Here is a 16,525-nt window from a genome sequence, read left to right as displayed (position 1 = left end):
AGCTATTACATGACGACTACCGACTACAGCAAAGAAACGATTCAGCTAGTACCCAAGACAGAAAAGTCAGCCTCGTTGACCATGGATTGGTTCGCCAGAAAGGCGCTGTATCCACCGCGCCCCGGTATTCACATAACCCCGCTGATCAATGGTGAAGCAGCCTTCGGCGCTGTTCACGATGCCATTCAAAACGCGAGAAAAAGTGTCGAAATCATCAGTTGGGGCTTTGACCCAGCCATGCGTTTTAAGCCTGACAGCCAGCGCATCGGCGAGCTGCTGGATGCTTGTGGCCGCGCCGGTATCCAAGTTCGGGTGCTGATCTGGAAAAACCCAGTCGCCAATTTTGTTGAAAACACAGTGATCGGTGATGGCTTGTTCGGCTCTGGTGGAACGGCAGTCGGCTCTGGCGTAACAAAAAGTCGTGCCGCCTCAAAAGGGGATATAGAAACTCGCACCCATTGGGAAAACAGCCGTACGGTGCACCAGCATGAACTGGCCAAGCTGCGCGCTGGTGAGCTCCCGTATTATGGCACCAGTGGATACCGCTATGAGCAGCGGGAGAAAGAGCTGCAGGCAGCGCTGGTTAGAATTGAAAATCAGCTGAACGGCATGGGCGGCTACAACAAACTTGTCGGCTCCGGCGCACCTCAATACTCACCAGAGGATGAAGAGTACACGCGGGAATGGTTTAACCGCGTGCACGATGGTCGCATGCAGAATGTTGAGTTCCGCACCCGCGACTTTTCCAGCGAAATACCCCTGAATGCGGTGATACGCGGGCCGCAAATGGTCAAAGAAAAAGGTCGGCTGGCCACCCTCTATCGCTTGATAAAAGGCGAAGCCCCAGACACCACCTTTGGCCACATGCTGGCGCTGATCTTCTTTGCCAGCCACCACCAGAAAATGGTGCTGGTTGACTATGAAGACACCGCCAACGCGGTTGGCTTCGTCATGGGCCACAACATGCACCGCAACTACTGGGATACCAGCGCCCACCTGTACGACGACAAAGCGGCCAAGCGCAGCCCAGGCTTTGGCCCATGGCAGGACCTGTCCATGCAAGTGCAAGGGCCAGTACTGCATGACCTGAATCACAACTTCAGCACCGCCTGGGATCGGGAAACCTTCTGGATCAAAAAATGGTTCAACAAGGGCGCAGATAGCCTGCTTGCCGAGCGCCAAGCCATCAAGCCTACCGACTTCAAGGCTGCGGGCAGCAGCATGGCGCAAATTTGCCGTACACAACCGCAAGAAGGAGCAGAAACCTCAATTCTGGAGCTGTACCACAAGGCTTTGGGTAATGTGCGTAACTACGCTTACTTCGAAAACCAGTACTTCCGATATCCGGCGTTTGCCACGCAGTTGCGTGAGCTGGCAGCGAAGTATATCGAGAGGGGTAGAGACAGGGATCTATACCTGTTCGTAGTAACCAATAACCCCAATAGCAGCAGTTTCTCCAGTACTACCTACGCGATGTTGCAGGAGCTGGGTCAGGAGCAACTGATGCCCCAGGCGCAACGTAGCCTGGCTGAAGAAATGCTGCGCAAGCGCAGCCAGCTGGCGTACACACAAGCCAATCTGCACAACGACCCTTATGTGCGGCGGGGGCAGCTTAACCGCATTGAGCAGTTGCAACGCCAAATCCGCGAACTGGAGCAGAAAGGTGTAACCCCTGAGATAGAAGAGCGTTTGGGTGGCCTCAAAGCAAAGGATATTCCCGACCTCGACAAACCCAAGGATGATCAGGACGACGACCAAAAGCCCTACACCTTGGAAGATATCCCAGGCCTAAAGGTGGTCATCGGCACCCTCACAACCAGCACACCAGCCCCCGGCAGCACTCTGGCTGAGGGCGACCAAGCGTACTTCCGGGATATCTACGTACACTCCAAACTGCTGGTGGTGGACGATGTCTTCAGCCTGCTTAGCTCCGCCAATATCAATACCCGCAGTTTGCATACAGATTCTGAACTGGGCCTTGCAGCACCGGATGCAGAGCTGGCTAAACACTGGCGAGAAGAGTTGTGGAAGTTGCATGCAGGAGTCTCCTTAAATGATGGAAGGGGACAATGTGATGGTGCGAAGAACTTCAAAATATGGAATCAAGTGATGGATAAAAACTGGGAAAACAAAGGCCGAAATCAGCCTTTAGTTTCACACCTAACTCGCTTTTGGGATGTGGAGACGCCGTATGCCAAGGCTATGGACTAATGCCGCTGCATGTGTGGCCCTTGTACTTTTATATTTATTGAATGGAGCCCCTGCCATGGCTTACCCAACCTTTACCTGCGCTTACGAAAAAGACCATAACCCACCGCTGGACCCACAAGCGGATCAGTGGTTCAAACAAGCCCGTGCGTTGGAAAAAGCACGCGGTGTAAAAGATTGGCCCACCATCGTTGGGCTTTATGAAAAAGCCATAGCCAAAGACCACTGGAAGGCCATGCATAACCTAGCAGGTCTATACCGTACTGGCTGGCCCGGCCAACCCGGAGTTGAAAAAGATCTCAACAAAATGCTCGAGCTTTACGAGCGTATGGTTGAGCTGAAAGTGCCGCTGGGTTATTACAACTGGGCCGTGGCCGCAGAGCGAGGCAAAGGCATGTTGAAGTCAGATCGTATGGCCAGTTCTTATATGTTTCAGGCAGCTCAATTAGGCAGCCCATTAGCGCAAGTACAACTTGGTCAATATTTTGCTTTTGCGCTACCAAGGGATAAACAAGACGATGATATGGCGGAGAAATACTACCGATGTGCAGGTGCACAAGATAATCCTGATGCAATTGAGAAAACTGCAAGCTTCTATGACACAGCTAAAAGAAACAAACCACGGTCTTTGTTTTATTACCAACGAGCAGCATCAATGGGTAGTTCCATAGCGTTTTACGCTTTGGTTGGTGCATTCTCAGAGAAGCCTGAACCTATTAATAACTTTGGGTACAAACCTGATCCTGTTTTGCACAAACTTTATAGCGACCTCTGGAGACAACTGGATGAGAATCCGAATCTGCGCTTCCCAGATTTAATGAAAGACCATCCCTTGCCGCCGCACCCGACTCAGGGCTTTGATGCAGAACACCCGGATCGCAGACCTGAGTTATGAGTGATTGCGTTAATTCTCAGCGACGCGGGTCCATGCCCAAGTCCGTTAAGAAAAAAGGGGACGGATTTATTTATCCACGTCTCGCACACCAGAAAATAAACCCGTCCTATTTTCTGCTTTTCTCGTGAAGATGTACGCATACTGAAAATTAGCCTTCCTTAAAATGCTGCCATTTGCATCGAAACGCTCTGCAATGAGGCTTTTAGCCATTCAATTATCCTAAAGTCGAGCAGGGTGTTTTCAGCAAACTAGGCTATAAGCGGCAAATCTCGTACTTTTGTGCAGTTATCTTAAGGAAGGTTTCCGTATGAACAGCTTGCGCAGCCTGCCTATCAGCCGTCGCTTGTGGCTTATTCTTATCGTTGCAATCGCCATGCTGGGCATTCAGGGCTCGTTGCTGCTAAGCGCTATGCACACCAACCTGTACTCGGCCAAGAGTGAAAAACTCAGCATGTTGTACAAATCGCAACAGGCATTCTGAAGCACTTCCATAGCCTGGAAAGTGCCGGCACCCTATCCCGAGAAGACGCACAGAAGCAGGCGCTGGAAACAGTCCGCAACTTGCGTTATGAAGATCAGGAATATTTCTGGGTCAATGATCTGACGCCCGTCATGGTCATGCATCCGACCAATCCCAAACTGGAAGGCCAGAACCTATCCGGTTTCAAAGACCCAGATGGCGTCGCACTCTTTAATGAAATGGTGCGTGTCAGCAAATGTCAGGGCAGTGGCCAGGTTAATTACCGTTGGCCTAAACCCGGATCAAGCGAACCTGTGCCGAAGATTTCTTATGTAGAGTTGTTTCAACCGTGGGGCTGGATAATTGGCTCAGGCATCTATGTGGATGACGTCCAGGCCGAGTTCCAATCCCGGGCTCTGCAAAGCCTTTTAGTTGGTCTGGGAATTGTGTTGCTGATGAGTGTGCTTATGACACTTCTCGTACACAGCATCACTCGCCCCTTGCGCCAAGCAGTCAACGCTATGGCCAATATCGCCAGCGGCGACGGTGACCTAACCCGTAATCTGGAAACCCATGGCCGCGATGAAGTGTCCGAGCTGGCCACGCATTTCAATGCTTTCACCAATAAGTTCAGAAACGTCATCAGCCAGTCTCTCAGCTCGGCTAAAACGCTCGATTCTGCAGCGCAAAGTCTCGGGCAGATTGCGGGGCAAACCCAGCACCACAGCGAGCGTCAGGCTGAGCAGATGGAATTGGTCGCCACGGCGATCAACAAAGTAACCTATGCCGTGCAGGATGTCTCGAAAAGCGCTGAGCATGCTGCCTCTGAGGTGCACGCAGCTGAGGCGCAGGCGTTGCAAGGCCAGGCCAATATCGAGACCAGCCTGCAACAGATCAATCAACTTTCCGAGACCATCACCAAGGCAGTCGAGGTGATTCAAAGCCTGGCTCAGGAAAGCACGCAGATTGGCAGCGTGCTTGAGGTAATTCGCTCAATCGCCGAGCAAACCAACTTGCTGGCACTCAACGCTGCAATTGAAGCGGCCCGGGCGGGTGAGCAAGGCCGTGGCTTTGCGGTAGTTGCCGATGAGGTGCGCTTGCTGGCGCAACGCACACAGAAGTCCACCGCCGAAATTCAGCAGATGATTGAGCGCCTGCAAGCCAATTCCGAGGCGGCGGTTAAGGTAATCAACGACAGCAGTCATGCTTCGCAGCTGACTATTGAGCAAGCAACGCAAGCCGGAGCCAGCCTGCAACAAATCACTGATGCGTTACGCAATCTCACCGGGCTCAACACCTCGATTGCCAGCGCCACACTGGAACAAAGCCATGTTGTTGAGGACATTAACCAGAATGTGACTCAAGCAGCCGGCCTGACCCATGAGAATGTGCATGCCGCGCAGCAATCCAGTGAGGCGGCACGCAATCTGGCCAAGCTGGCGGAGCAGTTAAATCAGTTACTCGGCCAGTTCCGGGTTTAATCCATCGTCTGCGGCGCATGGGCGGCTTGTCCACGCGCCCCGCTTCACTTCACTCAAACCTCACCCACCCAAACGTCTCCGGCATATGGAAGTTCAGTTCCGGCACGGGCTGCCAGCTGGCCCAGTGCGGGTGGGAGGTTTCGTCGGCGCATTTGAAGAGGTTGCTGCGCCAGGTTTGGCCTGAGATGGGGCCGAGTTCTCCGACGTACTCTTCGAGCAAGCTGAAGGGCATAAAGAATTCCAGGCACCATTCGGTGGGTTCGGTGATTTCCGGCTCAACCATGGCAGGCAGGGTGCTGCGGATTTGGATTTGCTGGCCTTGCTCAGGCGTGAGTTTGACGAACGCTTTAAAACCATCCGGGGCGCGCTCTGCGTCAGTGATGTAGTAACTCAGCAGCGTGCCGTTGCCACTCATTTCCAGGCTGATGTAGCCGTTGCCTTCTGTTGCATCCGGCTTTGGATGGAAGTAAACCTCGACGCAGCTGTCGTTGCAGACCATGTCCTGAAACTGGGTTTTCACGCAGCGTACATAGCGATCCTGTACGCGGAAGATGCCGTGTATGCCCTGCTCGCTGTAGAGCATTTTGGCTTCGACGACCGGGCGATGGTCGCTGCTTTCAATGCGGAACTGGTTGATGTTGATCACCTCCGCATTCTTCCATTGGCTGGCATGCCAATCGGCGCTAAGCGGGGCCGGATTTTCGAGGTAACGAATGAGGTAGTGCACGTGTGTCCTGCCAGTCGCGTGTGGTAATTCGTCATGGTGAGAGCGACCTTACTCACACGACTGGATTTTGCCCAGCCTCGGCTGTGTCCTCTGAAGTGCAGGTATTGCCGCACAAGCTCAGCAGTCAGCTGCTCAAGCGGTTCAGAACGGCCATATGCGGTGGCCACTCCTAAGCCCGCGTCGCTTCTGGAACAAAAAAACCATTTTCCAGTCGCTTGCAACACATCCCTATTGGGAACAGCCCAGCATCATTAGCGTATGTTGCGGCGCCTTAAGTCCCAGAAGCCAGTCCGGCGGATGTCTGTTGTTGAAGTTAACTAGCCAGGATTAACAAGAACCGCCATGAATCCAATCGTCCATAAACATCTCTACATTGACGGACGATGGCTCGCGCCTATGCGCGCCAGAGCTTCATCAAAAAAGGCTACTTCCTGGAGCCGTCCATCTTTGCTGACGTACCGCTGGACAGCAGGATCTGGTGCGAAGAAATCTTCGGCCCGGCAGTGTGCATTCGTCCGTTCGATACCGAAGAAGAAGCCTGCCGTCTGTCCAACGACTCACCGTTTGGTCTGGCAGCGGCAGTCATGTCCCGCGATGTACCGCGGGCTGAGCGTTTCTCCCGCGGACTGCGTGCGGGGATTATCTGGATCAACTGTTCGCAACCGACCTTCACCGAAGCTCCGTGGGGGGGCTACAAGCAGAGCGGGATCGGACGCGAGCCTGGGCAATGGGGGTTCGACAGTTACCGCGAGGTGAAGCAGGTAACCCGCTACAACAGCGATCAGCCGTAGGGCTGGTACATCAAATAGAGAAATTGCCGGGCTTGTCCCGGCACCACCAGAGCTAAGCGGTACCAGGTGCTGACGGCAACCCCGCTCAACACCTGGCAGGCAGACTCACGCCTTAAAACAGCGCATGAAGCGTCGTAAGGCTGAAAGATTCCCCCCAGGGGAATCAATAACACGGCATCCCTGTTGATACGGGACGTGTCAGGAAGATGTCGGCACACAACGAGTAGACTAGGAGCATTGTATGAATCGTATGTTGAAACACTGCATGGCCGGTATGTTGTTGCTGCCGTGGGGCGCGAGTCAGGCCATCGAGATCAACGAAGACTTCAGCCTGGATGTGAACATTGGCGCCTACAGCGATTACCGTTCACGCGGCATGTCGCAAACTCAAGGCGACCCGGCGATTCAGGGCGGCGTGACACTGGCTCACTCCAGCGGCCTGTATGCCGGTATCTGGAGCTCCAACGTGGACTTCGGTTACGGCAGCAAAACCCGTCAGGAGATCGACTACTACGTCGGCTACTACTGGCAGATCACTGACGACATCAGCCTCGACCTGACCCACTACAAATATGACTACCCACGCGAAGGTTCGCTGAACTACAACGAAACCTACGCCAAGTTCTCTGCTTATGGCGTGTACGTGGGTGGCTACTATGCCGACGACCTGGCCGACAATCAGAGCTACCTGTACAGCTTCGTCGGTTATGAAACCACCCTGCCCTACGACATCGGTTTTGATGTGCGCTACGGCAAGATCGACTTCAAAGACGACACCCTGGAAAGCAGCAGCGGCAAAATGCGCTCCAGCTACAACGAATGGCAGATTGGCCTGAGCAAGTCGATGTTCAACGTTGACTGGTCCATCAGCTACGTTGATTCCGACGTGTCCAAAACCGAGTGCTACAACTACAACGGCTTTGACGACATCTGCTCAGGCACCGTCGTTGTGGGGGTCAGCAAATCCTTCTGAGAAAGGATTTGCTCCACAGTTTTACCCTGTGGCTCCTGCCATGGCAGTTATCAGCAGATTGACTGTGTAATGGAGGCCCGCTTCGGCGGGCCTTTTTTATCGAAGGCGCTGCGGCGCTGTGTATTCAGCGCCGCCTTCCATCATCAAATTGGCGCTTACTGATCGCCTTGGGCCTGCTTACGGCATGCTTCACCGAATGCCGTAAAGATTTTGACCGAATGCGGGTTCTGCGTTGCCAGCCACTCCGGGTGCCATTGCACACCCAAGGTAAAGGCTTTGGCCTGAGGCAGGTGGATAGCCTCAACCAAACCATCTTCCGCGTGCGCCAGAGGCTCGATGCCATCGCCCAGCTTATCCAGGCCCTGGCCATGCAGCGAGTTCACCGGGAAGGCCTCCTCGCCCATCAGTTCAGCAAACCAGCTGCCGGGCACGGCGCGCACGGTGTGGCTGTCGGCATATTGAACCGGTACCGGATCATCCGGATTTTCCCGGTGATCATTGAAGCCCGGAACCTCGTAGACCTTCTGGTGGATATCACCGCCCAGCGCAACGTTGAGTTCCTGCATGCCGCGGCAGATGGCAAACAGCGGCAGGCCGCGCGCCAGGGCAGCACGGATCAGTGGCAGGTCGAAGTCATCACGATCACGATCCTGGCCTTTGCCGGGGGTTTTGTTTTCCTGACCGTACAGCACCGGATCGATATTGCTGCCAGCGCCAGTCAGATAAACACCATCTACCATATCCAGATACTGTTCGAGATCATCAATTCCGCAGCAGGTAGGCGCCAGAAGCGGTACGCAGCCGGAAATCTCAACAAGTGGGGTTATGTATTTATGAGTCATGACTTGGTAAGCATGTCCCTTGCGCTCCTGCGCTCCCATGGACATCAGCACTACCGGTTTCCGCGCGCCAGCGCGCTTGCTCGTATTGTTGTTAGACATACATCACCTTGGGGCAGGCTTGGCCTGCCATTGCTGTGCAGGAGGGACGGGGTCGTACCTTCCTGTTTTCGCCTGGCGGTGCCTGAAAGCGGCCTTCTGATGAAGACCAAAAAGGGTGCTCACAGCCCTTTCGCACCAGCCGAAGCCGTGCAGCCAGTCTGCCACTGCCGTTTAATATGTCAAACAAATCCGAGCAAAGCCCCGGCCCACCTCAGCCCTAAGGATGGCTGAAAAAGCCCATAAAAAGCCTAAAACACAAAGGATCGGTTATCGAGCGACCAGAAAAGAGTCCAATATTTTTTACGAACTCAACCCAAACTCACTTCTGCGAAGGCAACTTCGGGCAAACGTATTGCAGCCACTTCCGCAAGTAAAAAATCCCGCAAACCTTCGACCCGCTCAGCGCCCCGTCGCCCTTTTGGCCACACCAGGTAATAACTGCAACCACTGGGAACTGCGGTGGGCAATGGCAGCCCCATACGCCCTTGAGCAACATCCTCGGCCACCATCACCAGGTCACCGATCGACACGCCATAACCACGAGCCGCCGCGACCATGCCCAGCTCCAGCGTGTCGAACACCTGACCACCCTTGAGAGAGACCTGATCTGCCAACCCCATCGCCTGCAGCCATTGCCGCCAGTCGCGGCGGTCGGGTGTCGGGTGCAGCAGCTCGGCACGTTTTAGGCGGAGCAGATCCCACGTTTTTTCACCCAATGCTTCGGGCGCGCACACCGGAATCAACCACTCCCTGAACAGTTCGTAACTGTCCCACTCCGCCGGGAAGTTGCCTTCGCTGAGCAGAACGGCGCAGTCAAAGGGCTCGTGCTGGAAATCGACGGTATCCACATCCATCCAGGCACTGGTCAGCTGCACCTCAGCAGATGAAGCCAGGCGATAACGCGAGATCCGCGCCAGCAACCAGCGCATGGTCAGCGTCGACGGTGCTTTAAGACGCAGCACGCCGTCATCAGTACGCAGTGTGCTGCAGGCTCGCTCAAGGGAGGAAAATCCATCAATCAGTCCCGGCAGCAACATGCGTCCCGACTCCGTCAGCTGCAAAGCGCGCCCCTGACGCTCGAACAAGCGGCAGGAGAAGTACTCTTCGAGTGTTCGCACGTGACGACTGATCGCACTCTGGGTCAATGCCAGTTCTTCAGCCGCACGGGTAAATGACGCATGCCGTGCAGCCGATTCGAACGCACGCAGGGCGTAGAGCGGTGGCAATCGCTCTCTCATAACATGTAACCATGAGTATTAGTCATGAATTGCATGGTTTTTATCCTTTTGTCCGAGCTGACAAAGCCTGTGAGAATAGGATCATTCTTGGCTTACCGCCGTTCTCTGGCAAGCCAGTTCTTCTGAGCGAAACTCATCATGTCTACTCTTCTTAACCGCGAGCTGCGGGCCATCCTGCACTTGGCGCTGCCGCTTGTGGCCGCCCAACTCGCTTACGTGATCATGCTCTTCACCGACACAGTGATGATGGGCATGCTTGGCCCGGACGCACTGGCGGCTGGCAGCCTGGGCTCCTCCAGCTATCACTTCGTGTCGATTGTCTGTGTCGGGGTTATTGCTGCGGTCGGCAGCCTTGTGGCGATTCGTCATGGTGCCGGTGACATAAAAGGCGTAACACGCCTGACGCAAGCCGGTCTGTGGCTGGGCTGGGGACTGGCGGCGCTATGTGCCGTTCTACTGTGGAATCTGGAGCCACTGTTGAAAGCCTCCGGCCAGCAGGAGCAGAACATCAGTGGCGCAACTCAATTCCTATCGACCCTGATTTTCGCCCTGCCCGGCTACATGACATTTATGACGTTGCGCGGTTTTACCAGCGCGATCGGACACCCCGGGCCTGTGATGGCGATAAGTGTAGGCGGCGCGATTGCCAACTTCGTTCTGAACTATGCACTGATTAAAGGCTGGCTCGGCTTGCCTCACCTGGGGCTGGCAGGGATCGGGTTGGTGACGGCGATTGTTATGACAGGCATGGCACTGCTGCTGGGCTGGTATGTCATCCGCCACCCTGCCTATCGCGAGTATCAGCTGAGCCGTGGCCTGTTCAGCCCGAAAGTGAGTGACATCCGCGAGTTATTACGCCTCGGTCTGCCCATCGGCGGTACCTACGCCGTGGAGGCCGGCCTGTTTACCTTTGCCGCCCTGTGCATGGGCGCACTGGGAAGCCATGAACTGGCCGCACACCAGATCGCGATCATGTCGGTTTATGTGGCATTCATGGTTCCGGTGGGCATTTCATATGCAGCGACTTTCCGTATCGGCCAGCATTACGGTGCCGGCCGGTTAGCCGAAGCCCGCCTTGCCGGAAGGCTGTCCATCAGCCTGGGAGCCATTTGCATGCTGACGGTCGCCTGCCTGTTCTGGTTTGCCCCGCAGTGGGTGATTGGCCTGTTCCTCGACAAGTCAGACAGCAACTACAGTGAGGTCGTCGCTCTGGCTATCACCATGCTGGCCGTTGCCGCTTGGTTTGAGCTGTTTGACGGCATACAAAGCATCGCCATGGGCGCAATACGTGGCCTGAAAGATGCCAAGACCACCTTTCTGGTCGGCTTCTTCTGCTATTGGGGAGTGGGCGCGCCGCTGGCTTGGGTGCTGACGTTCCCGCTTGGCTGGGGTGCTGAGGGCGTCTGGTGGGGACTGGCGGGCGGCCTGGCCTGCGCGGCCATAGGCCTGACCTTGGGCTTTGAGTGGAAGACCGCACGCCTGATGCGGTCTTCAAACTGACTCTGGCTCTACTCCACCTTTTTAAAACGGTAGAACAGGTTTGGCTCGCTGGTGATGTAAAGAGTGCCCTGATGATCCATGGCCACACCCTCAGCTTGTGGGATGCTGTCTTTCAAGCCACTGGAGCCCCCTAACAGTGACAGGCTGCTGAGGACCTCACCCTTACGGCTCAGCTCGAGCAATAAGCGCGACTCGTCAGACAGCGCCAGCAGGTGGCCGCTGCGCGCATCAAAGTGCAGACTGGAGAGATCACGGACAAACAGCCCCTCATCCCTGGTGATATTGCTTTCGACCTGAAGCTTAAAAGGCTGCTCACTTTTTTCGTGCGGAAAGCCATGGATCTCGACAATGCGCATCGGATCGCGTTCTTTAGCAGCAAACAGGCGCTTGCTAGCCGGGTCATAGGCCAAGCCTTCAAAGCCCTTGTTACCAATGTCACCGACAGTTAAAGAGAGCTGTTGGAAGTCCTCTGCCACCAATCGGGTGGTGCTGTCAGTTACCTGGACTTTGATCAGGCGCTGCTGGCGCTCATCACTGATGATGTACACACCCGGGCTCACATATTCGACAGCCTCAGCATCGCCGAACCCTTCAAGGGTGATGGAGCGCAGGATTTGCCCGTCCAGAGACAGCTCAATCAATTCAGGATTCTTGTTGGTGACTGTAAACAGCGTGTTGCGGTCAGGGTCATACGTCAGCGCAGAGACATTCTCAAGATTTCCCAGAGGCCACCCTTCGATTTCAACCTGATAATTTGCCAACCCCATGGTGTGGTCGACATCTTCTGCCTCGTATGCCTGCTGCACATTGAACCAAGCGCGGTCAAACAACCGATATTCCTGGGCCAACAGCACAATAGACAGTAAAAGCAAAAGCCCCAGACCAAAGCCCAGATGCCTCCATGTCAGGTGAATACTCATAGGTACAGTCTCTTTTACGCAACAACATAAAAGCCGACCTGTATGACTACAGGCCGGCACTATTAAACATGGTGGTTACTGAATGACTTCCAGATACTCAACATCAATTTCGCGACCAACTAAATCACGGTCAACTTCACCGGTCAGCCTTACAGTGGCAGTCTCAGATACGGCCTGAGCTGGCCAAAGTTCATCATCAATCTCCACCTCAATGGTTCCGGTGGCGTCCTTGAACTGATACATCTCGTCATTCAAACGCTTGGTGATCTGGCCTTGCAGAACAACCGGGGTGTCATCACCCGCCTTCAGAGCTTGCGCCACAGTTGTGACTTGAATCTGAGCGCCCGGGCCAGTATAGCCAGTGCTTGGCTGAGCCCCTGGGCCTGAATAGCCATTCGCAGCCAGAACAGCGGTAGAGAACAGCGGGGCCAGCAGTACAAGTGCAAAACGTTTCATGATGGTGTCTCCTCATCAGTAAGTTGATGAGGTAAGCCTAATCAGGCTTGCTGAAGCGAACCTTAATGCCGGCTTAAGACAACCTTAATTCGCGGATGTGGCAATCCTGAGACAGAAAACCATGCAGCTGTTAGGAGGGAGCCCGCCCCAAACCATTGAGGTCGTATTGTGCAGGCACAGAGCGTCAGGATACTCAGCCGAAAGCACTAAATTCTTACAGCAGGAAAACCCCTGCAGAGATATAAGAATTTACTCATTCGACAAAGAAAGATTGGATTCCGGCCTGACTGACAGGCCGGATATAACTTACAGGGCGCGGCTGCTGAAACGGCTAAGACCGGGCAGCTCCAGTACCAATTCATCACCCGCATGCAACGGGCCAACGCCAGCAGGTGTACCGGTGAGGATCACATCACCAGGTTGCAGGCTGAATTGAGCAGCAATGTGCTGAATCATCGGCAGAATCGGGTTGATCATGTCGCAGCTGTTGCCGTCTTGGCGAACTTCGCCGTTGATTTCCAGACGGATGCCGATATCAGTCAGATCAGCCACTGCATCGCCCGGCACGAACGGCGCCAGCACGCAGGCACCATCAAACGACTTGGCCAGCTCCCACGGATAACCCTTGGCTTTCAGCTCGCTTTGCAGATCCCGCAGTGTCAGATCCAGGGCAGGAGCAAAGCCAGAAATAGCATCCAGCACTTCCTCTGCGTTGGGGTTACGCGAGAGCGGCTTGCCGATCAGCACCGCGATCTCCGCCTCGTAGTGCACTTCGCCACGGTCCGCCAGCAGCTGGAAGCCGTCACTCAGCGGCACCACGCAGCTGCCCGGCTTGATGAACAACAGCGGCTCGGTCGGCACTGCGTTATTCAGTTCCTTTGCGTGTTCCGCATAGTTGCGGCCAATACACACCACCTTGCCCATCGGGAAATGGATACGGGTGCCATCGATATACTGATGCTGATAACTCATGTCTGCCATCTCCACGCCCAGCCACCCGAAGGTCTCATGGGCATTATTGTTGTCGGATTGAGCGCCGGGCGATTCAGTGCCCGGCGCATCAGCTTGCAGATCAGACCGGGAAGATTTTGCCAGGGTTCATAATGCCATTCGGGTCGAACACCTGCTTGATCGCCTTCATATACGCGATCTCGGCTTCAGAGCGGCTGTAACCCAAGTAATCGCGCTTGGTCATGCCCATGCCGTGCTCGGCGCTGATCGATCCGTTGTATTTCTGCACGGTCTCGAACACCCACTTGTTGACCGTAGCGCACTTGGCGAAGAACTCGTCCTTGCTCAGGTTTTCCGGCTTGAGGATGTTCAGGTGTAGGTTGCCGTCGCCGATGTGACCGAACCAGACCACTTCGAAGTCCGGGTAGTTGGCTTCGACGATATCGTCGATGTCCTTGAGGAAGGCCGGCACCTTGCCGACGGTCACGGAGATATCGTTCTTGTACGGCGTCCAGTGGCTGATGGTCTCGGAGATGTACTCACGCAGCTTCCACAGGTTCTGCAGCTGCTGCTCGCTCTGGCTCATCACGCCATCCAGCACCCAGCCCTGCTCAACGCAGTGTTCAAAGGTAGCCAGCGCCGCTTCGGCGACTTCTTCAGTGGTGGCTTCGAACTCCAGCAGCGCGTAGAACGGGCAGTCGGTTTCGAATGCCGGCGGTACGTCACCACGGGCCATTACTTTGGCCAGCGCTTTATCAGAGAAAAACTCGAATGCAGTCAGGTCCAGCTTGTTCTGGAAGGCGTGCAGCACCGGCATGATCGAGTCGAAGTCCGGCGTGCCCAGCACCATCGCGGTCAGGTTCTTCGGCGCACGGTCCAGACGCATGGTGGCTTCAACCACAAAGCCCAAGGTGCCTTCTGCGCCGATAAACAACTGACGCATGTCGTAGCCGGTAGCATTTTTGATCAGGTCTTTGTTCAGCTCCAGCAAGTCACCATTACCAGTGACGACTTTCAGGCCCGCCACCCAGTTACGGGTCATTCCGTAGCGAATCACCTTGATGCCGCCGGCGTTGGTGCCGATATTGCCGCCAATCTGGCTGGAACCGCTGGAGGCAAAGTCCACCGGATAGTAGAGGCCTTTGTCTTCGGCAAACATTTGCAGCTGCTTGGTGACCACGCCCGGCTGGCAGACCGCCGTGCGGTCATATTCGTTGAACGCCAGAATCTGGTTCATGTAATCGAAGGAGACAACGACTTCGCCGTTAGCGGCTACAGCACCGGCCGACAGGCCAGTACGGCCACCGGATGGCACCAATGCCACCTTGTGCTGGTTGGCCCAACGCACAATGGCCTGCACCTGCTCAATGCTTTTCGGGAAGGCGATTGCCACCGGTGCCGGGGCAAAATGCTTGGTCCAGTCCTTGCCGTAGGCTTCGAGGGAATCAGCGTCAGTCAGTACTTTGCCGGGCTCAAGCAGGGACTTCAGCTCGTCGATCAGGGCAGGGTTGGTCATTTTGGAACTCTCATACGATTCATGGTCACCCTGAGCATCTCTCATCTGCCAGGATAGGTGTTTCGCGGGGCTCGTATGCTAGCATACGCACCCCGCGAATCGTGCGTTCCCGCCAATTCGCAGGTGCTGTCAGCATCCGGCTGACTTTTCCCTGACACCAAATGTGGGACAAACAGGTACTCCGATGAGCAAGACCTCTCTCGACAAGAGCAAGATCAAGTTCCTTCTTCTGGAAGGCGTCCACCAAAATGCAGTGGATACCCTGAAGGCCGCTGGTTACACCAACATCGAGTACCTCAAGGGCGCACTATCGGGCGACGAGCTGAAAGCCAAGATCGCCGATGCGCACTTTATTGGCATTCGTTCCCGTACCCAGCTGACCGCTGAAGTTTTCGACTGCGCGAAGAAGCTTGTTGCTGTGGGTTGCTTCTGCATCGGCACCAACCAGGTTGACCTAAATGCAGCCCGCGAGCGCGGTATTGCTGTGTTCAACGCGCCGTTCTCCAATACCCGTTCGGTAGCCGAACTGGTTTTGGCCGAGGCCATTCTGCTGCTGCGCGGCATTCCGGAGAAGAACGCCTCCTGCCACCGCGGCGGCTGGATCAAATCCGCAGCCAACTCCTTCGAAATCCGTGGCAAAAAGCTGGGTATCGTCGGTTACGGCTCCATCGGTACTCAACTTTCCGTTCTGGCTGAAGCGCTGGGCATGCAGGTGTTCTTCTACGACACCGTGACCAAGCTGCCGCTGGGTAACGCCACTCAGGTTGCCAACCTGCACGACCTGCTGGGCATGGCGGACATCGTCTCCCTGCACGTGCCTGAGCTGCCGTCCACTCAGTGGATGATCGGCGAGAAAGAAATCCGCGCCATGAAGAAAGGCGGCATCCTGATCAACGCAGCCCGCGGTACTGTGGTTGAGCTGGATCACCTGGCCAATGCGATCAAGGACGAGCACCTGATCGGTGCGGCTATCGACGTGTTCCCAGTCGAGCCGAAGTCCAACGATGAAGAGTTCGAAAGCCCGCTGCGCGGCCTGGATCGCGTGATCCTGACTCCGCACATCGGTGGTTCCACTGCCGAAGCGCAGGCCAACATCGGTCTGGAAGTGGCTGAGAAGCTGGTTAAATACAGCGACAACGGTACTTCGGTTTCCTCCGTGAACTTCCCGGAAGTGGCCCTGCCGGCTCACCCAGGCAAGCACCGCCTGCTGCACATCCACAAGAACGTGCCGGGCGTGATGAGCGAAATCAACAAGGTGTTTGCCGACAACGGCATCAACATCTCTGGTCAGTTCCTGCAAACCAACGACAAAGTGGGTTACGTAGTAATCGACGTTGATGCTGCCTACTCCGATCTGGCACTGCAGAAGCTGCAGGACGTAAACGGGACCATCCGCACCCGCGTTCTGTTCTAAGCAATCCTGCAATAAAAAATGCCCGTCTTATGACGGGCATTTTTGTTTCAGCCG

The 16,525-nt window shown here is 55.3% G+C and carries 13 protein-coding genes and 1 pseudogene; 7 read left to right on the top strand and 7 right to left on the bottom strand.

The features are described 5' to 3' along the window. Positions 1–9: 9 nt before the first annotated feature. The 3 genes and pseudogenes from AO726_RS07645 (at position 10) to AO726_RS07635 (ending at position 5,044) form a co-directional block, all read left to right on the top strand. Positions 10–2,211: a phospholipase D-like domain-containing protein gene (locus AO726_RS07645; protein ID WP_058067476.1), complete on the top strand. Its 2,202-nt coding sequence runs from the start codon at positions 10–12 to the stop codon at positions 2,209–2,211. 55 nt (positions 2,212–2,266) lie between these two features. Next, positions 2,267–3,103 (top strand): tetratricopeptide repeat protein, encoded by an 837-nt coding sequence (locus AO726_RS07640; protein WP_082629082.1) that lies wholly within the window; start codon positions 2,267–2,269, stop codon positions 3,101–3,103. 307 nt (positions 3,104–3,410) lie between these two features. Next, positions 3,411–5,044 (top strand): annotated as a pseudogene (locus AO726_RS07635) (methyl-accepting chemotaxis protein). Between the two features lie 49 nt (positions 5,045–5,093). Here the strand turns inward: AO726_RS07635 and AO726_RS07630 are convergent. After that, positions 5,094–5,771, bottom strand: a complete 678-nt coding sequence (locus AO726_RS07630; protein WP_058067474.1) for a carbohydrate-binding family 9-like protein — start codon at positions 5,769–5,771, stop codon at positions 5,094–5,096. Between the two features lie 383 nt (positions 5,772–6,154). Between AO726_RS07630 and AO726_RS07625 the strand changes: the two genes are divergently transcribed. Both AO726_RS07625 and AO726_RS07620 read left to right on the top strand, forming a co-directional pair. Next, positions 6,155–6,562: an aldehyde dehydrogenase family protein gene (locus tag AO726_RS07625; RefSeq protein ID WP_058067473.1), complete on the top strand. Its 408-nt coding sequence runs from the start codon at positions 6,155–6,157 to the stop codon at positions 6,560–6,562. A gap of 241 nt (positions 6,563–6,803) precedes the next feature. After that, positions 6,804–7,535, top strand: coding sequence for a TorF family putative porin (locus AO726_RS07620; RefSeq protein WP_058067472.1), 732 nt, complete (start codon positions 6,804–6,806; stop codon positions 7,533–7,535). A gap of 155 nt (positions 7,536–7,690) precedes the next feature. Here AO726_RS07620 and AO726_RS07615 read toward each other — a convergent pair whose 3' ends face one another. Both AO726_RS07615 and AO726_RS07610 read right to left on the bottom strand, forming a co-directional pair. Continuing rightward, positions 7,691–8,476: a gamma-glutamyl-gamma-aminobutyrate hydrolase family protein gene (locus AO726_RS07615; RefSeq protein WP_058067471.1), complete on the bottom strand. Its 786-nt coding sequence runs from the start codon at positions 8,474–8,476 to the stop codon at positions 7,691–7,693. Between the two features lie 308 nt (positions 8,477–8,784). Then, positions 8,785–9,714 (bottom strand): LysR substrate-binding domain-containing protein, encoded by a 930-nt coding sequence (locus AO726_RS07610; RefSeq protein ID WP_058067470.1) that lies wholly within the window; start codon positions 9,712–9,714, stop codon positions 8,785–8,787. Positions 9,715–9,852: 138 nt separating this feature from the next. Between AO726_RS07610 and AO726_RS07605 the strand changes: the two genes are divergently transcribed. Beyond that, a complete protein-coding gene (locus tag AO726_RS07605; protein WP_058067469.1) occupies positions 9,853–11,214 on the top strand; it encodes a NorM family multidrug efflux MATE transporter in 1,362 nt (453 codons plus the stop codon). An 8-nt stretch (positions 11,215–11,222) separates the two neighbouring features. On the opposite strand, the gene AO726_RS07600 is transcribed toward AO726_RS07605, so the two are convergent. From AO726_RS07600 to AO726_RS07585, 4 genes are all read right to left on the bottom strand, one after another. Next, on the bottom strand, positions 11,223–12,134 hold the full coding sequence (locus AO726_RS07600) for an SdiA-regulated domain-containing protein (protein ID WP_058067468.1): 912 nt from the start codon (positions 12,132–12,134) through the stop codon (positions 11,223–11,225). Positions 12,135–12,209: 75 nt separating this feature from the next. Continuing rightward, positions 12,210–12,590, bottom strand: a complete 381-nt coding sequence (locus AO726_RS07595; protein ID WP_058067467.1) for a YgiW/YdeI family stress tolerance OB fold protein — start codon at positions 12,588–12,590, stop codon at positions 12,210–12,212. Between the two features lie 306 nt (positions 12,591–12,896). Then, positions 12,897–13,562, bottom strand: a complete 666-nt coding sequence (locus tag AO726_RS07590) for a fumarylacetoacetate hydrolase family protein (RefSeq protein WP_058067466.1) — start codon at positions 13,560–13,562, stop codon at positions 12,897–12,899. Between the two features lie 100 nt (positions 13,563–13,662). After that, positions 13,663–15,057: an FAD-binding oxidoreductase gene (locus AO726_RS07585; RefSeq protein ID WP_058067465.1), complete on the bottom strand. Its 1,395-nt coding sequence runs from the start codon at positions 15,055–15,057 to the stop codon at positions 13,663–13,665. Positions 15,058–15,241: 184 nt separating this feature from the next. Here AO726_RS07585 and serA point away from each other — a divergent pair, with 184 nt between their 5' ends. Beyond that, positions 15,242–16,471: a phosphoglycerate dehydrogenase gene (gene serA / locus AO726_RS07580; RefSeq protein ID WP_058067464.1), complete on the top strand. Its 1,230-nt coding sequence runs from the start codon at positions 15,242–15,244 to the stop codon at positions 16,469–16,471. Positions 16,472–16,525: the final 54 nt, after the last annotated feature.

Source organism: Pseudomonas sp. TTU2014-080ASC, from assembly GCF_001446935.1.
Lineage (GTDB): Bacteria > Pseudomonadota > Gammaproteobacteria > Pseudomonadales > Pseudomonadaceae > Aquipseudomonas.
Note: the sequence above shows the minus strand (reverse complement) of the source record. Positions and strands in the feature narration are given on the sequence as shown.

Bases quoted from the DNA above. Each gene is read 5' to 3' on its own strand.
- AO726_RS07645 (WP_058067476.1), top strand. From the start codon at position 10: ATGACGACTACCGACTACAGCAAAGAAACGATTCAGCTAGTACCCAAG.
- AO726_RS07640 (WP_082629082.1), top strand. From the start codon at position 2,267: ATGGCTTACCCAACCTTTACCTGCGCTTACGAAAAAGACCATAACCCA.
- AO726_RS07625 (WP_058067473.1), top strand. From the start codon at position 6,155: ATGGCTCGCGCCTATGCGCGCCAGAGCTTCATCAAAAAAGGCTACTTC.
- AO726_RS07620 (WP_058067472.1), top strand. From the start codon at position 6,804: ATGAATCGTATGTTGAAACACTGCATGGCCGGTATGTTGTTGCTGCCG.
- AO726_RS07615 (WP_058067471.1), bottom strand. From the start codon at position 8,476: ATGTCTAACAACAATACGAGCAAGCGCGCTGGCGCGCGGAAACCGGTA.
- AO726_RS07610 (WP_058067470.1), bottom strand. From the start codon at position 9,714: ATGAGAGAGCGATTGCCACCGCTCTACGCCCTGCGTGCGTTCGAATCG.
- AO726_RS07605 (WP_058067469.1), top strand. From the start codon at position 9,853: ATGTCTACTCTTCTTAACCGCGAGCTGCGGGCCATCCTGCACTTGGCG.
- AO726_RS07600 (WP_058067468.1), bottom strand. From the start codon at position 12,134: ATGAGTATTCACCTGACATGGAGGCATCTGGGCTTTGGTCTGGGGCTT.
- AO726_RS07595 (WP_058067467.1), bottom strand. From the start codon at position 12,590: ATGAAACGTTTTGCACTTGTACTGCTGGCCCCGCTGTTCTCTACCGCT.
- AO726_RS07590 (WP_058067466.1), bottom strand. From the start codon at position 13,562: ATGAGTTATCAGCATCAGTATATCGATGGCACCCGTATCCATTTCCCG.
- AO726_RS07585 (WP_058067465.1), bottom strand. From the start codon at position 15,057: ATGACCAACCCTGCCCTGATCGACGAGCTGAAGTCCCTGCTTGAGCCC.
- serA (WP_058067464.1), top strand. From the start codon at position 15,242: ATGAGCAAGACCTCTCTCGACAAGAGCAAGATCAAGTTCCTTCTTCTG.